This is a genomic window from Herpetosiphon giganteus (assembly GCF_016907925.1).
GTDB lineage: Bacteria > Chloroflexota > Chloroflexia > Chloroflexales > Herpetosiphonaceae > Herpetosiphon > Herpetosiphon giganteus.
Genome location: NZ_JAFBCZ010000002.1, coordinates 60,012 through 74,414 on the forward strand (window position 1 = coordinate 60,012; position 14,403 = coordinate 74,414).

Annotated in this window: 12 protein-coding genes; 3 read left to right on the forward strand and 9 right to left on the reverse strand. The window is 49.7% G+C overall.

The window, feature by feature from the left end; translation table 11 throughout:
• Nucleotides 1-5: 5 nt before the first annotated feature.
• The gene (gene rpoD / locus JOD20_RS01845) at nt 6-1,208 is read left to right on the forward strand and encodes an RNA polymerase sigma factor RpoD (protein WP_054536631.1); all 1,203 of its coding nucleotides are present in this window, start codon (nt 6-8) and stop codon (nt 1,206-1,208) included.
• A 440-nt stretch (nt 1,209-1,648) separates the two neighbouring features.
• Nucleotides 1,649-2,635 (forward strand): TerC family protein, encoded by a 987-nt coding sequence (locus JOD20_RS01850; protein ID WP_204753641.1) that lies wholly within the window; start codon nt 1,649-1,651, stop codon nt 2,633-2,635.
• Between the two features lie 52 nt (nt 2,636-2,687).
• Here the strand turns inward: JOD20_RS01850 and JOD20_RS01855 are convergent, their stop codons facing one another.
• Together JOD20_RS01855 and JOD20_RS01860 are read right to left on the reverse strand one after the other, a co-directional pair.
• The gene (locus JOD20_RS01855) at nt 2,688-3,806 is read right to left on the reverse strand and encodes a DUF418 domain-containing protein (RefSeq protein ID WP_204753642.1); all 1,119 of its coding nucleotides are present in this window, start codon (nt 3,804-3,806) and stop codon (nt 2,688-2,690) included.
• A gap of 31 nt (nt 3,807-3,837) precedes the next feature.
• The gene (locus JOD20_RS01860) at nt 3,838-4,419 is read right to left on the reverse strand and encodes a TetR/AcrR family transcriptional regulator (RefSeq protein WP_204753643.1); all 582 of its coding nucleotides are present in this window, start codon (nt 4,417-4,419) and stop codon (nt 3,838-3,840) included.
• A gap of 506 nt (nt 4,420-4,925) precedes the next feature.
• On the opposite strand from JOD20_RS01860, the gene JOD20_RS01865 reads away from it, so the two are divergent.
• The gene (locus JOD20_RS01865; protein ID WP_204753644.1) at nt 4,926-6,230 is read left to right on the forward strand and encodes an alpha-L-fucosidase; all 1,305 of its coding nucleotides are present in this window, start codon (nt 4,926-4,928) and stop codon (nt 6,228-6,230) included.
• Nucleotides 6,231-6,372: 142 nt separating this feature from the next.
• Here the strand turns inward: JOD20_RS01865 and xseB are convergent, their stop codons facing one another.
• The 7 genes from xseB to JOD20_RS01900 all read right to left on the reverse strand — a co-directional run bounded on the left by xseB (nt 6,373) and on the right by JOD20_RS01900 (nt 14,235).
• Nucleotides 6,373-6,579, reverse strand: a complete 207-nt coding sequence (gene xseB / locus JOD20_RS01870) for an exodeoxyribonuclease VII small subunit (protein ID WP_204753645.1) — start codon at nt 6,577-6,579, stop codon at nt 6,373-6,375.
• Nucleotides 6,580-6,593: 14 nt separating this feature from the next.
• Entirely contained in the window at nt 6,594-7,661 is a 1,068-nt protein-coding gene (locus tag JOD20_RS01875) for a type III polyketide synthase (protein ID WP_204753646.1), read from the reverse strand.
• Nucleotides 7,662-8,148: 487 nt separating this feature from the next.
• Nucleotides 8,149-9,195, reverse strand: coding sequence for a 2-oxoacid:ferredoxin oxidoreductase subunit beta (locus JOD20_RS01880; protein ID WP_204753647.1), 1,047 nt, complete (start codon nt 9,193-9,195; stop codon nt 8,149-8,151).
• Between the two features lie 3 nt (nt 9,196-9,198).
• Complete coding sequence (locus JOD20_RS01885) at nt 9,199-11,034, reverse strand: 2-oxoacid:acceptor oxidoreductase subunit alpha (protein WP_204753648.1); 1,836 nt, start codon at nt 11,032-11,034, stop codon at nt 9,199-9,201.
• A gap of 868 nt (nt 11,035-11,902) precedes the next feature.
• Nucleotides 11,903-12,319: a CBS domain-containing protein gene (locus JOD20_RS01890; RefSeq protein ID WP_110514802.1), complete on the reverse strand. Its 417-nt coding sequence runs from the start codon at nt 12,317-12,319 to the stop codon at nt 11,903-11,905.
• A gap of 100 nt (nt 12,320-12,419) precedes the next feature.
• Nucleotides 12,420-13,082, reverse strand: coding sequence for an SIMPL domain-containing protein (locus tag JOD20_RS01895; protein WP_204753649.1), 663 nt, complete (start codon nt 13,080-13,082; stop codon nt 12,420-12,422).
• Between the two features lie 244 nt (nt 13,083-13,326).
• Entirely contained in the window at nt 13,327-14,235 is a 909-nt protein-coding gene (locus JOD20_RS01900) for a LysR family transcriptional regulator (RefSeq protein WP_204753650.1), read from the reverse strand.
• Nucleotides 14,236-14,403 lie beyond the last annotated feature (168 nt).

The following is a 14,403-nucleotide window of genomic DNA, read 5'->3' on the forward strand; positions in this document are numbered from 1 at the left end:
AACAGATGGCTCTTGACGATGAAGTCCTCGACTCTGAGCTTGCGGGCGATGAAACGGACGATTTTCCCGCTTTACGCACACTCAGCGATCTTTTAGCCACCGGTAAAAAACGCGGTTATGTTACGCCGGGCGAAATTCAACAAATTATCGATTCACAACGTGATGAAGATAAACAACTCGAAGAAATTCGTGAGAGCTTGCAAAAGGCCAATATTCGGGTCGAGGAAACTGGCGACGATGATGATGAAATCACTGTCAGCGAGAATCCCGAAGTCGATTTTTCCAACGAGGGCATTAGTGTCAACGACACCGTTCGTTTGTATTTGCGCGAAATTGGCTTAGTGCCGTTGCTCAAGGGCGAGCAAGAGGTCGAGTTGGCCAAGGCCATGGAAGATGGCGATAAAGCGCAACAGGAATTGATCGAAAACGATCATACGCTTTCCGATGCTGAACGGCTTGCCTTGCGCCGCCGGATTGATCGTGGCCATCAATCGCGCGAACATCTCACAACTGCCAATTTGCGTTTGGTGGTCAGCGTCGCCAAAAAATATATCGGTCGCGGGCTTTCGTTGCTCGACTTGATTCAAGAAGGCAATGTTGGTTTGATTCGTGCGGTCGAGAAGTTTAACTACCTGAAGGGCTTTAAGTTCTCAACCTACGCGACATGGTGGATTCGCCAAGCAATTACGCGGGCCATCGCCGACCAAGCACGCACGATTCGGATTCCCGTCCACATGGTCGAGACGATCAACCGCATGATGCGTACCGCCCGCCGTTTGACCCAAGAGAATGGCCGCGAGCCGAGCGATGAAGAACTGGCACAAGCACTAGACTTGACCGTCGAGAAGGTGCGAGCGATTCGTAAAACCTCAATGGAGCCAGTTTCCTTGGAAACGCCAGTTGGCCAAGAGGAAGATAGCCAGCTTGGCGACTTCTTGCCCGACGAAAAGCTTGAAGCGCCTTCCGATGCGGCCTCGCACCAGATGTTGCGCGAACAAGTGGCCCAAGTGCTTGATCAGTTGACCGAACGCGAAAAGCGGGTGCTGAAACTACGCTTTGGGCTAGAGGACGGTACTCAACGCACGCTTGAAGAAGTTGGCAAAGAGTTTGGGGTAACTCGCGAACGGATTCGCCAGATCGAGGTTAAGGCCCTGCGCAAGCTGCGCCACCCCCGCTTTGGCAAAAAACTGCGCGATTATCTCGAGTAAATTGAAATATTAACCACGAAGAGCACGAAGGAACACGAAGATAAGTACTTTGCGTTCTTCGCGTTCTTCGTGGTTAATAAATCTCGTCGGTTACTCCCAATCCCCAGCCTCCATCAACCAATCCCCAATCCTATGTTCTTTGTTCTATGCTCTTTTGATGGCATAGCGCTTGCATAGCCAATTTGACATCAACCAAAACTCAATGTAGAGTTGTTGGGTAGCTAAATAACGAACTGCATGGGGAGTAGCCACCCGCCTTTCGGGGCAAATAGTCGTCAGTACGGAGCCAAACAGCTCCCGGCTATTTGCACGTGAGCAATCAATGTTCACGTCGGCAAGACCATTACGACACGTTTCTTTTTAACCGTGCCGTGTGGATCTTGCGCGGCGTTTTTTTTATGCCCCGCACCACAGGCTAAAGCAAGCAGCGGAGGACACGAATGGACATTGGAATTTGGCCGTGGGTTGGATTTACCGTCTTTGTATTCGCGATGTTGGCACTCGACTTAGGCGTGTTCCACCGCAATTCGCACGAAGTCTCAGTGAAGGAAGCAGCAATCTGGAGTGTGGTCTGGATTTCGTTGGCCCTAAGCTTTAACGTTGGGTTGTATTTCTGGCAGGGCGGCGATGTTGCCCTTAAGTTCTTGACTGGTTATTTGATTGAGAAATCGCTCAGCGTCGATAATATCTTCGTCTTTGTGCTGATTTTCTCCTATTTCCAAGTGCCAGCCAAATATCAACATCGGGTTTTGTTTTGGGGCGTGTTCGGCGCATTGGTCATGCGCGCAATCCTGATTTTCGTCGGGGCCGCCTTGATCGAACGCTTTGAGTGGATCATCTATATCTTCGGGGCATTCTTGATTTACACTGGGATTAATATGGCTCGCCAAGGCGAAACCCATATGGACCCCGATACCAACCCCGTGGTTAAATTTGTGCGTAAAATCTTACCTGTTTCTTCTCAATACCATGAAGATCATTTCTTCACCCGCAATGCTGGCAAATTGATGGCCACGCCATTGTTCTTGGTCTTGGTTTTGGTCGAAGCTAGCGACTTGATTTTTGCCGTTGACTCGATTCCTGCAATCTTTGCAGTAACAACTGATACCTTCTTGGTCTATACCTCGAACGTATTTGCAATTCTCGGCTTGCGCTCGCTGTACTTTGTTTTGGCTGGGGTGGTCGATAAATTCTACTACCTCAAATATGGTTTGGCTGTGATCTTGACCTTCGTTGGGGTAAAGATGTTGGTGATTGCCTTGGGCATTCACGTTCCAACCTATATTTCGTTGGCGGTGATTATCGGCGTGTTGGTTATTTCGGTTATCGCTTCGTTGCGCCGCGCCAAACGGCTCGAAGGTGTCGATACTCCATTGGATAACCCAGTGACCAACAAACCAGTGATCAAGCCCGATAACCAAGTCTAAATTGTTTGAATTCAAGCCCCCGATCGTACAAGCGATTGGGGGCTTTGTTGATTTAGCTGGTTGCCCAACGCAGCAGTGCTTCTAATGGGCCATGATTAAAATGTTTTTTCCACCAAACCGAACAGCCAACTGCTACGCCGAAAAAGCCAAGCGCCAACCCCAATGCTGTTGCCAAACTGCTATTTTGGTAGAAGCCAAGGCTGGTCAGGCTACCCAAACCAAGCACAATATGCCCAATATACCAGGTCAATGCCAATTGGCCGGTTGCTGCGAGGCTGTTGATGATGCGGCTGGTGCTTAATCCAAGGCTCAGTTGAATACAGCCCATAATAATTGCTAAGCTCAGGCCAGCTGCCGAGAGCATGAACAACGGCATTGGCGGAATCGACGCGGTGCTGAACAACATTGCTGCATCGGGCTTACCCAAAATCGGCCATGTTTGGCTGAAAACATGGGTTAAGCCAATTGATCCAAGTTGGGCTGCAAGCGCCATACCTACCCCAACCCAAAACAAGCGCCAACGAACGTGGGCAACCTGCACATGTTGCCGCCCCAGCCACATGCCAAAGAAAATCAAGCCCGCCCAAGGAAAAACGCTGCGAAAGCCATCAAACAATAGGTTGCGCACCAAGCCTGCAAGCGTCCACAAATTATGATATTCAAGCGTGGCCCAATTCCAGTTTTGGTTAAAATCGAAACGCAGAATCAAGCCTACAAATGCCAGCACAAAGCCAAGTGCTAAGCTAAGCAAAACGCGATTTGAGGCTTGAAACAGCCATGCAATCAGCAAAAACGTAACGCCATAGACCCGCAAAATATCGCCTGGCCAGATTGAAAGGTTGATCAAGCCCAAAACCAGCAAAAATAAGCCCCGTTTGATCAATGTCCAGCGCTTAGCATGAACTGCCACAGCCTCAGCGTCTGGGTTGATGCGGCCAATGAGGCTCAAGCCCACGCCAGCCAACACCACAAATAAGGCTGCCGCCCGCCCTTCGCAAAATGCCACAATTAAGCCCAACCAACCGCTCTGCTGATCGCCTTCCACTAATGTCAGACTAAAATGCACGATCACCATGCCTAAAATTGCCAAAGCGCGGGCAACATCATAGCCAATAATTCGCTGCGCTTGATTGACCACATTTGTGGTCTTATAGGTTGTTGTAACTGCCATAGTACCTCTCCAGCCAGCGCAAATTCCCCGATTAAGCGCTCAGGAGTTGCTTAATCATGGATTTAATGCTCGTGGCATAGCTGCTTAAATCATCATCAGGGTAAAGCCCTTTGCGCCAAGTTAGGCCATCGATCAGCGCAATGATTAAATTGGCTGTGCTTGCCAAATCAAGCGTTGCGCTAAGTTGGCCGCGTTGTTGGGCCAAGCGAAAGACTTCAATCAGTGCTTGCAGGTTTGCTTGATCGCTTTGGCGCACCAAGGCCGCAATCGCTGGATTATGCATGGTTTCCGCGCCAATTTCGGCGCTGAGCTCTGCATACAACGGCGAACTAATCGCGGCTAACAATTGGTCGATCAGCCAATCAAGCCCTTGCCAAAGATCTGGCTGCTGGCTAACGTGCTGCAAGAGTTCGCTTAAATCGCGGCTATCGTCCTCGACAAAGGCCGCGATAATCGCCTCTTTGCTGCGATAGTAGCGATAGACCGAGCCAGGACTCAGCTGAACTTCGCGACAAATATCGTCCATGGTGGTCTGGTGAAAGCCCTTGCGGGCAAAACAGCTCGCTGCTGCTGCTAAGATTTGGCGCTGCCGTGCCTCGGCTTTTGTGCTCATACCCTCGTAAACTCCTAGCTAGAAAAAATGCGAATGAACGTTCACTCGCATTCTAAAAGAAAAAATCATGTTTGTCTAGGGTGAGTCACGAAGCTATTTTTAACCACGAAGGATGGGGCGATAGGCTCCAGGCTCTTGGCTATCGGGAATTCTTGACTTACCACCAACTGTTCCGAGAGCCTATAGCCCATAGCCACCCATCCTCTGCACCGCTGCGTTAAACGATTGATCCACGAAGAACACGAAGGTACACGAAGAGCCGAAACCGCGAAGATCGCGAAGATCACGAAGAGTTCTTTTTTTTTGCCACAGATTGGCACAGATTATTTGGATTATGTTCCTGCTAGCTCAAAGCTCATCCTCTAGCCTTATGTTCTATGTTCTATGTTCTATGTTCTTTTCTAACTTTATCAACTATTTCTGCGTGTTTGAGGCTATACCCAAAACCCAACATTGGCTATGATAACGCTATTACACGAATGTGGGTAGCAAAGGAAACACGTTTAATGAACAATGAACATCCGCTGATTACGGCGCGCAATCAACGCACCGAATGGTTTTTAGATGCACGCTTTGGCATGTTTATCCATTGGGGCTTGTATGCGATTCCTGCTCGTGGTGAGTGGGTACGCAGCCTTGAGAAAATTAGCAACGAAGATTATCAACCCTATTTTGAGCAATTTAACCCAACCGAGTATCAGCCGCGCGAATGGGCCAAACTGGCCAAGGCTGCTGGCATGCGCTACGCCGTGCTGACTGCCAAACATCACGATGGCTTTTGCCTCTTCGATAGCCAACTGACCGAGTATAAATCGACCAATACGCCAGCCAAGCGCGATTTGGTGCGCGAGTATGTCGAGGCGTTTCGGGCTGAGGGCTTGCAGGTTGGTTTGTATTATTCGCTGCTCGATTGGCATCACCCCGATTATCCCGCCTTCGACGATGAGTATCACCCAATGCGGGGCAACGAAGCCTATCGCGACCAGCCCCGCGATTTTCAGCGCTACCTCGATTATATGCATGGCCAAATCAAGGAATTGCTGACCAACTACGGCAAAATCGATATTATGTGGTTTGATTTTTCGTATGGCGAGCTGAGTGGCGAGGCGTGGCGGGCCAGCGAATTAATCAATCAAGCGCGGGCAATCCAGCCGCATTTGATTATTGATAATCGTTTGGCTGCTAGTGGCGAGGGCAACACGAGCTTTGGCACGTCAACACCCGAAATTTATGCTGGCGATTTTGCCTGTCCTGAGCAATTGATTCCGCCTGCTGGTTTGGTTGATACAATGGGTCGCTCAGTGCCATGGGAAGCCTGCATCACGCTTAATCATCATTGGGGCTATTCGGCCAGCGACCGCGATTTCAAATCGGCGCGCCAAGTTGTGCATGGCCTCATCGAGTGTGTGAGCAAAAATGGCAATTTGCTGTTGAATGTTGGCCCAGATGCCAAAGGCCGCATTCCGCAAGCCTGCCAACAGATTTTGCACGAAGTTGGGGCGTGGATGGCTGAGCATAGTGCAAGCATTTATGGCTGTGGCCGCAGCCAGCTGGAGAAGCCAGAGTGGGGCCGCTACACTCAGCGCGGCTCGACGATCTATGCTCATATCTACGAGCGTGGAATTGGCCCGATTAACTTTCGCGGGCTGAATGGCAAAGTTAAACGGGCATGCTTGCTCGCCGATCATTCCGAGGTAAAACTTGAGCTGCCGTGGATTGCCAAAGATTATGCTGACGACCTGTTTTTGAATTGGCCCTCAGCCAAATTGCCCAATGAAACCGCGACCGTCGTCGCTTTAGAATTGGAATAAAGAACATAGAGCATAGAACATAGAGCATAACGGTCAAGGTTCGGGGATCAGGTTCTAGGTACTGAAGAAAAATCATCCAAATCTGTGGCCAAAACAGCTACTTCAGCTTAGAACCTGACCCCTGACCCCTCGACCCTCGCCGCTATTCGACTGAAACCAACTGGCCATTGATAATTTGTTGAACCCGCAACTCGGCACTTTGCAGCAATTGATTGCACTGGGTTGCGAGCGCCATGCCGCGTTCGTAATGGCTCAAAGCTTGTTCTAAGGGCAAATCGCCTGCTTCCAAGGCATTGACGGTTTGCTCTAGCTCATGAAACACCGTTTCGTATGCTTGATTGGTTGACATAAACGTTCTCCTTTTTACACGCCGCGAATTAACCCTAATTCGGCACTAAAGCCTGGCCCAAACACCGCCAGCAAGCCAAATTCGTCTTTTGCGAGCGGTTTGGCGGCTAAAGCTTGTTGCATTACAAAGAAAATCGTCGCTGAAGACATATTGCCATAGGTGCGCAACACAGAGCGCGAAACTGCCAAATCAGCATCGCTGAGTTGCAATGATTCTTGATAGGCTTGCACAACTTTGGCCCCGCCTGGGTGGAGCAAATAGCGCCCAAGATCTGCTTGATTGAGCCCGTGTTGAGCCAGAAACTGCTCCAGTAAAGGCCGAAATTGCTCGCGTACAATCGAGGGAATCCGCGATGAAAACACAACTTCAAAACCAGAATTGACGATATTCCAGCCCATAATTTCGGCACTATCGGGATAGAGATGACTGCGAGTCGCGACAATCTCGCCCAAGGCTTGATTGCGCGGGTTTACCTGATCGCCTTCTAATAATACCGCCGTTACGCCATCGCCAAACAGCGAGGTGGCAATCAAATTGCGTTTGGAGAAATCATCGGCGAGATAGGTCAGCGAGCAAAATTCAACATTGAGCAACAAAACGCGTTGGGTTGGCTCGGCGCGCAAATAATCGAAGGCCGTGTTGAGACCGCCCAAACCACCAGCACAGCCCAAGCCCCAAATCGGCGTGCGACGGGTTTGGGGCGGCATGCCAAGCCGCTGCATCACCAAGGCATCAAGGCTGGGAGCCGCTAGCCCAGTGGTTGTAACAACCACAATATGGTCAATATCGTTGGGCGTAAGATCAAGTGGTTGTAAACATGCTTCGATCGCTTGGCAACTCAAATCGAGGGCTGCCTCAATAAACACCGCGTTGCATTCGGCAAAACTGCGTGGTTCGTGCCACCATTCCAATGGGCGTACCAAGTAGCGTGTATCAATTTGGGCATGGCGAAAGATCGTCAGGTAGCGCTGAATTTCGGGAAAAGCTGCGGCAAAGCGTTGGGCAACCATATCTTGCACTGCTCGTTGGGGCACGCAATATTGTGGCACGCCTAGCCCAATTGCTTGGATTCGTGGCATCATTGTTCCTATCTACTAGTGGCTGCTTATTTGCTGAAGCAGTTGGCTGCTTAACTATAGCATGGGCTAGACCAAGGTATAAGGATGAAGGATGAGGGATGAAGGATGAAGGCAAAATAAGAGCATAAGCGAAATATAAATTATGAATTATGAAGGATGAGGGATGAAAAGCAGAAGTCAAAAGGCAGAAGGCAAAAATGAGGCGATAGGCTATGGGCTTTTGGCTATAGGATTTGGGCTATAGAAGCATCATCACAACAATCTGTGGTATCTGTGGCTAAAAGATTTATGGATTATGGCTATGGGAATTTAATCTGAGCAATCTGTGCCAATCTGTGGCTAAAATAACCTTCGCGGTTAAATTCCTATGTTCTATGCTCTTTGCTCTATGTTCTGGCTTTCATCCTTCATCCCTCATCCTTCATCCTTAAAAAAAAACCACCCCAGCCCTGAGCGAATGCCAGAACTGGGGTGATGCGCCAAAACCAAATTAGTACAAGTCAGCCAAGACTGAATCGAGGGCTTCTTTGGTTGGGCGGAGTTGTTCTGCTGAGAGATGGCTCAATGGCTGTTCGTCCATGTGCAACAAATCGTGAATCGTGCGATTGTTGTCTTGCTTCACATAAATCAAGCCAGTGATAAACTCTTGGTTTTCGCGAGCGGCATCCAAGCGTGACAAGGCAGCAACCCGATTGGTTGGGTCGTAATCGGTCTCAAGTTTTTTGAGCACAATTGTCGAGCCGTCGTGCATCTTGACTGGAATTGCTTCGCCTTCTTCGTAATCAACCGTGATTTCTTCTTGGGCGCGGATGAAGGTCATGTCGTGCAGACGTTCTTCGTGTTCCTTGCCATACGCATAGCTCTTGGTTGAATCTTCGTGGTTGTTGAAGGTTACACATGGGCTGATGATGTCGAGAATCGCCAAACCACGGTGGCTCAAGGCTGCCTTGAGCAAGGCTTCAACTTGGCGTGGGTCGCCTGCGAACGAGCGCGCAACAAAGGTTGCGCCACCAATGATCGCTTCTGCACAGAGATCAATTGGCGGGAGTTCGTTCAAGCCAGCATATTTCAGCTTTTGGCCGATGTCGGCGGTTGCTGAGAACTGACCCTTGGTCAAGCCATACACGCCGTTGTTTTCGACGATGTAGACCATTGGTACGTTACGGCGCACCAAGTGCTTGAATTGGCCCATCCCGATCGAGCCAGTATCGCCGTCGCCGCTCACAGCCAAGCCAACCAAATTGCGGTTGGTGACGATTGCACCAGTTGCAACTGAGGGCATGCGTCCGTGAACGCTATTGAAACCATGTGAGCGACCTAAGAAATAGGCCGGAGTTTTCGATGAACAGCCAATGCCGCTGAATTTAGCAACTTGGTAGGGCTGAACACCTAATTCGAAACAGACCGACACAATCCGTGATGAGATTGAGTCGTGGCCACACCCGGGACACAGCGTCGAAGGTGCGCCTTTGTATTCACCTTGTTCAAACCCAAGCAGGTTAATTTTTGGCTTGGGAGTCGCTTTGGTCGTTGCCATGGCCTATGCTTCCCCTTTTTGTACTGATTCGGTAACCCAGCGGGCGGTTAATGGCAAGCCATCGCAGCTTGCAACAGCAATAATCCGGCCAGCTAATTCTGGGTATTCCATCCGCAACAATTGTGCCATTTGACCGTTGTAGTTGTTATCAACCACGTAGATGCGTTCGTATTTGGCCACAAATTCGCCAACTTCTTTGGTGAAAGGCAATGCCCGCACCCGTTGGTAGGCGGCGTTGATGTTGGCTTCGCGCAAGCGATCCAAGGCTTCGATAATTGCTGGATCGTTCGAGCCATACGAGAGAATCCCAATCGTGGCGTTTTCTTCGTTGACCGTGATTGGGGTTGGCACGATGGTGCGCGCAGTTTCAAACTTACGAGCCAAGCGATCCAAGTTGGCGACCCACTCGTCTGAGCGTTCGGTATACTTGGCATCTTGGTTGTGGCCTGAACCACGCGTGAAGTAGGCTGCTTTAGGATGATTGGTGCCTGGCAGCGTGCGATATGGAATGCCATCGCCATCAACATCGCGATAGCGGCCCCAATCACCGACGGCGGTCAAGGCATCGGCATCGAGCACCTTACCCCGATCCATTGGCTCGGTTGGGTATTCGAATGGCTCAGAGATCCATTGGTTCATGCCCAAGTCGAGGTCGCTGAGCACAAACACAATCGTTTGCAAGCGTTCAGCCAAATCGAATGAGCGCCAGCCAAACTCAAAGCATTCTTTGATGCTTGAAGGCAACAAACAAACGTGTTGGGTATCGCCGTGGCTCAAGAAATAGGCTGAGATCAAGTCGGTTTGGCCGGTGCGGGTTGGCATCCCAGTGCTTGGCCCCATCCGCATCACATCCCAAACCACACATGGAACTTCGGTAAAATAGGCCAAGCCGGTAAACTCAGCCATCAACGAAAGCCCAGGGCCTGAGGTTGCGGTCATCGAGCGCGCGCCAGCCCAACCAGCACCAATAATCATCCCGATTGCAGCCAATTCGTCTTCTGCTTGCACTACTGCATAGGTTGGCTTATTGGTTTCTTTGTTGATGCGTAGTTCTGGCAGGTAGTCGTTGAGGGCATCGACCAAGCTGGTTGAAGGCGTAATTGGGTACCAAGCAACGAATGAAACGCCACCGAAGACCGAGCCAAGCGCGCCAGCTGCATTCCCATCGAGCATAATCATGCCCTTGGTTTTGTCCATGCGCTCAACGCGGAATGGTGATTGGGTGGTGATGTTGGCAGCAGCCCAGGCCACAGCAGCATTAACCACATTCATATTCGAGGCAATAGCTTTTTGCTTGCCCTTGAAGTGCTTGTTCAAGGCACTTTCGATTTCGGCAACTTCAATGCCAAGTAAATGGGCTAAGACTCCAACATAGACCATGTTGGCAATATAATCGCGCAAGCTGGCATCGACCCCTGAGTTCTTCACCAATTCCTTAACTGGCATTGGGAAGTAGGTCACGTCGCTGCGCGAAAGCTCTTGGCGCGAATCATCAGGATACAGACAAATCCCACCTGGCTCAAGCGATTGAAGGTCATCGCCAAAGCTGGCTGGATTCATGGCCACCAAAACATCGCGTTTGTGACGGCGAGCTTGATAGCCATCCTTGCTCAAGCGAATTGAATACCACGTGGGTAAACCTTTGATGTTTGATGGAAACAGGTTTTTGCCTGTTACCGGAATACCCATGTTGAAACAAGCACGGAGGATGGTATTATTGGCGGTTTGGCTCCCGGAACCATTGGGAGTAGCCACAATAATCGCGAAGTCGTTAATATTCACGTCCTCACGGGCGATTTCAGCGGGCTGTTGCTCCGTCTGATAATCTACGACTGCCATGAACGTATTCTCCTTAATTGGCTTCTTTGCCAGGTTATAGCCTCTAAAGATACTGCGAACCCAATGGTTCGTCAACCAACCAAAGCCGGTCTCTAAACCATAATTGTACGCCGTGATTGCTTTAGCTGCGATGTGTTCTGTCTATTATATCCATAGAGCGCGTCTATGAGAACAGGGGTTTTAGCCAGTTTTTAGCACACTTTTGTATTTTAGCACTAAAAGAAGAACCAGCCGCTCTGTGCCATGGGCGGCTGGCGTGCCAACTGGAGAGGGGAGAGAGGAGCACCGAGATGCGCAGTTGCCGCTACGCCCTCGTATCAATGCTGACGCTTTGCCAATGATGCATGTCCAGTGCTTCAGAACTGCGTCATAATAAAAACTGTTTTATCGGATAAATCAGTTTTTATTGATGGGCGTAGTTTACCCAAGGTTCGATTGTTTGTCAAGTAGCAGTTTGCGAAATTATGAAGGATGAAGGATGAGGGATGAAGTTGCTTGATCCACGAAGAACACGAAGTTTCACGAAGGATTATTTTTTAGCCACGAATTGCACGAATTCCACGAATGAGCCATTCATCCTTCATCCCTCATCCTTCATCCTTTCTCTGTGCCTCTGCGTTAAAAAGTTGATCCACGAAGGGTTGAAACCGCGAAGGCCACGAAAAACGCGAAGGTATGTTTAGCCACAGATTGACTTCCCAATAGCCAAAAGCCTCATAGCCAATAGCCCTCATTCCTCTGCGCCTCTGCGTTAAAAATCTGATCCACGAAGTGCACGAAGGACACGAAGATGTGACTATTGGCTTTTGATTTCTGACTTTTGACTTCTGACTTCTTCCTCCCTCATCCTTCATATTTCATCCTTCAATTACTGCCCTTCTTGACCCAATTTGCGCACAATATCGGTTTGCGAAAGTACGCCAATTGGCCAAACGCGGCCATCGTTGCGCTCCTCGACCACCACCAAACGATGAATTCGGTTGTTGGTCAGCAGATTGGCGGCGCGACTTAGATCAACATGGGGCATACAGGTAATGACATCGCGGGTCATAAACTCGCCAACTGGGCTATCCATCGAGCGCTCATAATCGAGGCCGCGACTCCACGCGCCCAGCGCATCGGTTTGCGAAAAGACACCCGCTAGAGAACCTGGGCCATCAACCACAACGAGGGCTTGAATGCGATTGCTTTGCAGCAGCGTGATCGCCTCACGCAGGCTGGTTTCGGTACGACAGGAGATTACGGCTGCGTTCATGGTGTCGCCAACGGTTAATTGAGCAGTCATTGCCATGCTCCTTTGCATTTCTGAGGTTTGGCCGAGGTTCGATTGCTGGCTATTATAGCATGACGCACTGCATTATCAAGTACTTTTTAGCGAATATTCGCTAAATCGAAAAATTCTCATTTTGGTTGATGATAAAAGCAACTTGTACCTGAACCTCAATCCGTTTGCGATGCACCATTGCTAAGCCCAAATCGTCTTTTGTGAAACTGCCACCAGCCCGCGATTGGCTAACCGATTTGCGATTCAAAGCTTGCGAGGTGTAGGCTTGGTGCTCGCTATGATAGTGATCATCGACCCGATGCACGCCAATAATTTGCACGCCAAGGGTTTGGGCCATCGCTTTGGCCTTGGCTTTGGCTAATTCCAAGGCAGCTTGTAACCACGTATTGATCATTGCTGGATCATCGGGAAAATCCCAACTGACGTTTTCGAGGCTGACTTGTTTTTGGTTGGTGATAATGCCAAGCAGATCGGGTAGTTGCTCCAAATCGTTGCAGCGAATTAACAGGCTATAGGTGGCGCTGGAACTGCGCAACAACACGCCATTATTGACCTCAGCCACCACGCTTTGTAGTTGGATGGCGGTTTTGGCTAAGCCATAGTTGGTTAATGCTTCGACCAATTGGCGCACTTCTTTGGCTTTTTCCAAGGCGGTGGCGTTGCTAATCACCGATGAGCCTTTGATTCTGATGCTGATTTCGGCACGATTGGCATCGATCATTTGGTGGTAGTTGCTGCTGACGTTGAGCAGATTAAGTTCCATAATTTTTCCTTTGTTGATCCACGAAGAGCACGAAGGGACACGAAGGGTGAAACCGCGAAGAGCGCGAAGAGCCACGAAGGGGAATAGGCTCTAGGCTTTTGGCTATCGGGGATTCGTTGCTCCATTCATCGATAAGCATGTTAACGCAGCGGCGTAGAGCTTTTTAGCCACGAATTACCTGAATTACCCGAAGAATATTCCGATAGCCAAAAGCCCATAGCCCTCATTCCTCTGCGCCGCTGCGTTAACTATTTTGACTTTTGATTTCTTCCTTTTGAATTTGTAAAAGGTTTGTTTTCAGCAACGTGAGCACACTACTGCTTGGTGAGCGTTGATGATGCCAGGCGGCGACGATTCTGCGGTGGGGTTGGGCCTCGACCAAGCGCCGATAAACCACATTTGGCTGGGGTTCTGTTTGGGCCAATGATTGCGGCACAAACGCCATACCCAACCCAGCAGCAACACAGCGTTGGATAGTGGCTAAATTGGTGACCCTGCCAACAATCTGTGGCTCCAAATGTTGCTCGTAGCAAAAGGCATCGACTTGCTGGCTCAAACAATGGTCATCGTGTAACGCTAGTAGCGGCATGTGATATAAATCATTTAATTGCAAAGCTGAACGCTGCGCGTAAGCGTGGCTAGCGGGCAACGCAACCAACAATGGTTCATCAAATAATGGCTCAATCTGCAACAACGGATGCTCAATTGGCGCACTGGCAATAATCAAATCTAAGCTGTAGTCGATCAGCTGGATTAATAATAGGCTCGTCGTATGTTCAACTATTGTTAATGTTGTGCGCGGATAATGCTGTTGAAAAGCAGCGCTTGCATGAGGAAAAAAGTGCTGTGCAATGGTTGGGATAATGCCCAGCGCCAAACGACAGACATGTTGCTCAACGCTATCGCTGACATGCTGCTTGATTGAACGCCATTGAGCGAGCAATTGTTGGGCTTGAGGCAGCAAGGCTTGGCCAGCAGTGGTGAGCCGAATTGTGCGCCCCAAGCGTTCAAACAGACTTTGGCCAAGCTCATGCTCCAATTTGATAATTTGTTGGCTGAGTGAAGGTTGGCTAACCGCACAGCGTTGGGCGGCTTTGCTAAAGCCACCGGTTTCAGCCACGGCCACAAAATAGAGCAATTGATGAATTTCCATAGTTGTTGCCTATAGAATGTATAGTTAATAAGATCTTGCAACTATAGCTATAATAGCATACAGTATGGGGGCATGCTTGGTTTCGACCAACTACTGCACCTGTTCGTTCGCTCGCTTTGTGCCAAAAGAGGCGAGCACCCCGTTTTCTCAGATTACCTTAGGAGATTT

What these genes read in the sequence shown, in the direction of transcription:
- rpoD (WP_054536631.1), top strand. Translation starts at nt 6, where the DNA reads ATGGCTCTTGACGATGAAGTCCTCGACTCTGAGCTTGCGGGCGATGAA.
- JOD20_RS01850 (WP_204753641.1), top strand. Translation starts at nt 1,649, where the DNA reads ATGGACATTGGAATTTGGCCGTGGGTTGGATTTACCGTCTTTGTATTC.
- JOD20_RS01855 (WP_204753642.1), bottom strand. Translation starts at nt 3,806, where the DNA reads ATGGCAGTTACAACAACCTATAAGACCACAAATGTGGTCAATCAAGCG.
- JOD20_RS01860 (WP_204753643.1), bottom strand. Translation starts at nt 4,419, where the DNA reads ATGAGCACAAAAGCCGAGGCACGGCAGCGCCAAATCTTAGCAGCAGCA.
- JOD20_RS01865 (WP_204753644.1), top strand. Translation starts at nt 4,926, where the DNA reads ATGAACAATGAACATCCGCTGATTACGGCGCGCAATCAACGCACCGAA.
- xseB (WP_204753645.1), bottom strand. Translation starts at nt 6,579, where the DNA reads ATGTCAACCAATCAAGCATACGAAACGGTGTTTCATGAGCTAGAGCAA.
- JOD20_RS01875 (WP_204753646.1), bottom strand. Translation starts at nt 7,661, where the DNA reads ATGATGCCACGAATCCAAGCAATTGGGCTAGGCGTGCCACAATATTGC.
- JOD20_RS01880 (WP_204753647.1), bottom strand. Translation starts at nt 9,195, where the DNA reads ATGGCAACGACCAAAGCGACTCCCAAGCCAAAAATTAACCTGCTTGGG.
- JOD20_RS01885 (WP_204753648.1), bottom strand. Translation starts at nt 11,034, where the DNA reads ATGGCAGTCGTAGATTATCAGACGGAGCAACAGCCCGCTGAAATCGCC.
- JOD20_RS01890 (WP_110514802.1), bottom strand. Translation starts at nt 12,319, where the DNA reads ATGACTGCTCAATTAACCGTTGGCGACACCATGAACGCAGCCGTAATC.
- JOD20_RS01895 (WP_204753649.1), bottom strand. Translation starts at nt 13,082, where the DNA reads ATGGAACTTAATCTGCTCAACGTCAGCAGCAACTACCACCAAATGATC.
- JOD20_RS01900 (WP_204753650.1), bottom strand. Translation starts at nt 14,235, where the DNA reads ATGGAAATTCATCAATTGCTCTATTTTGTGGCCGTGGCTGAAACCGGT.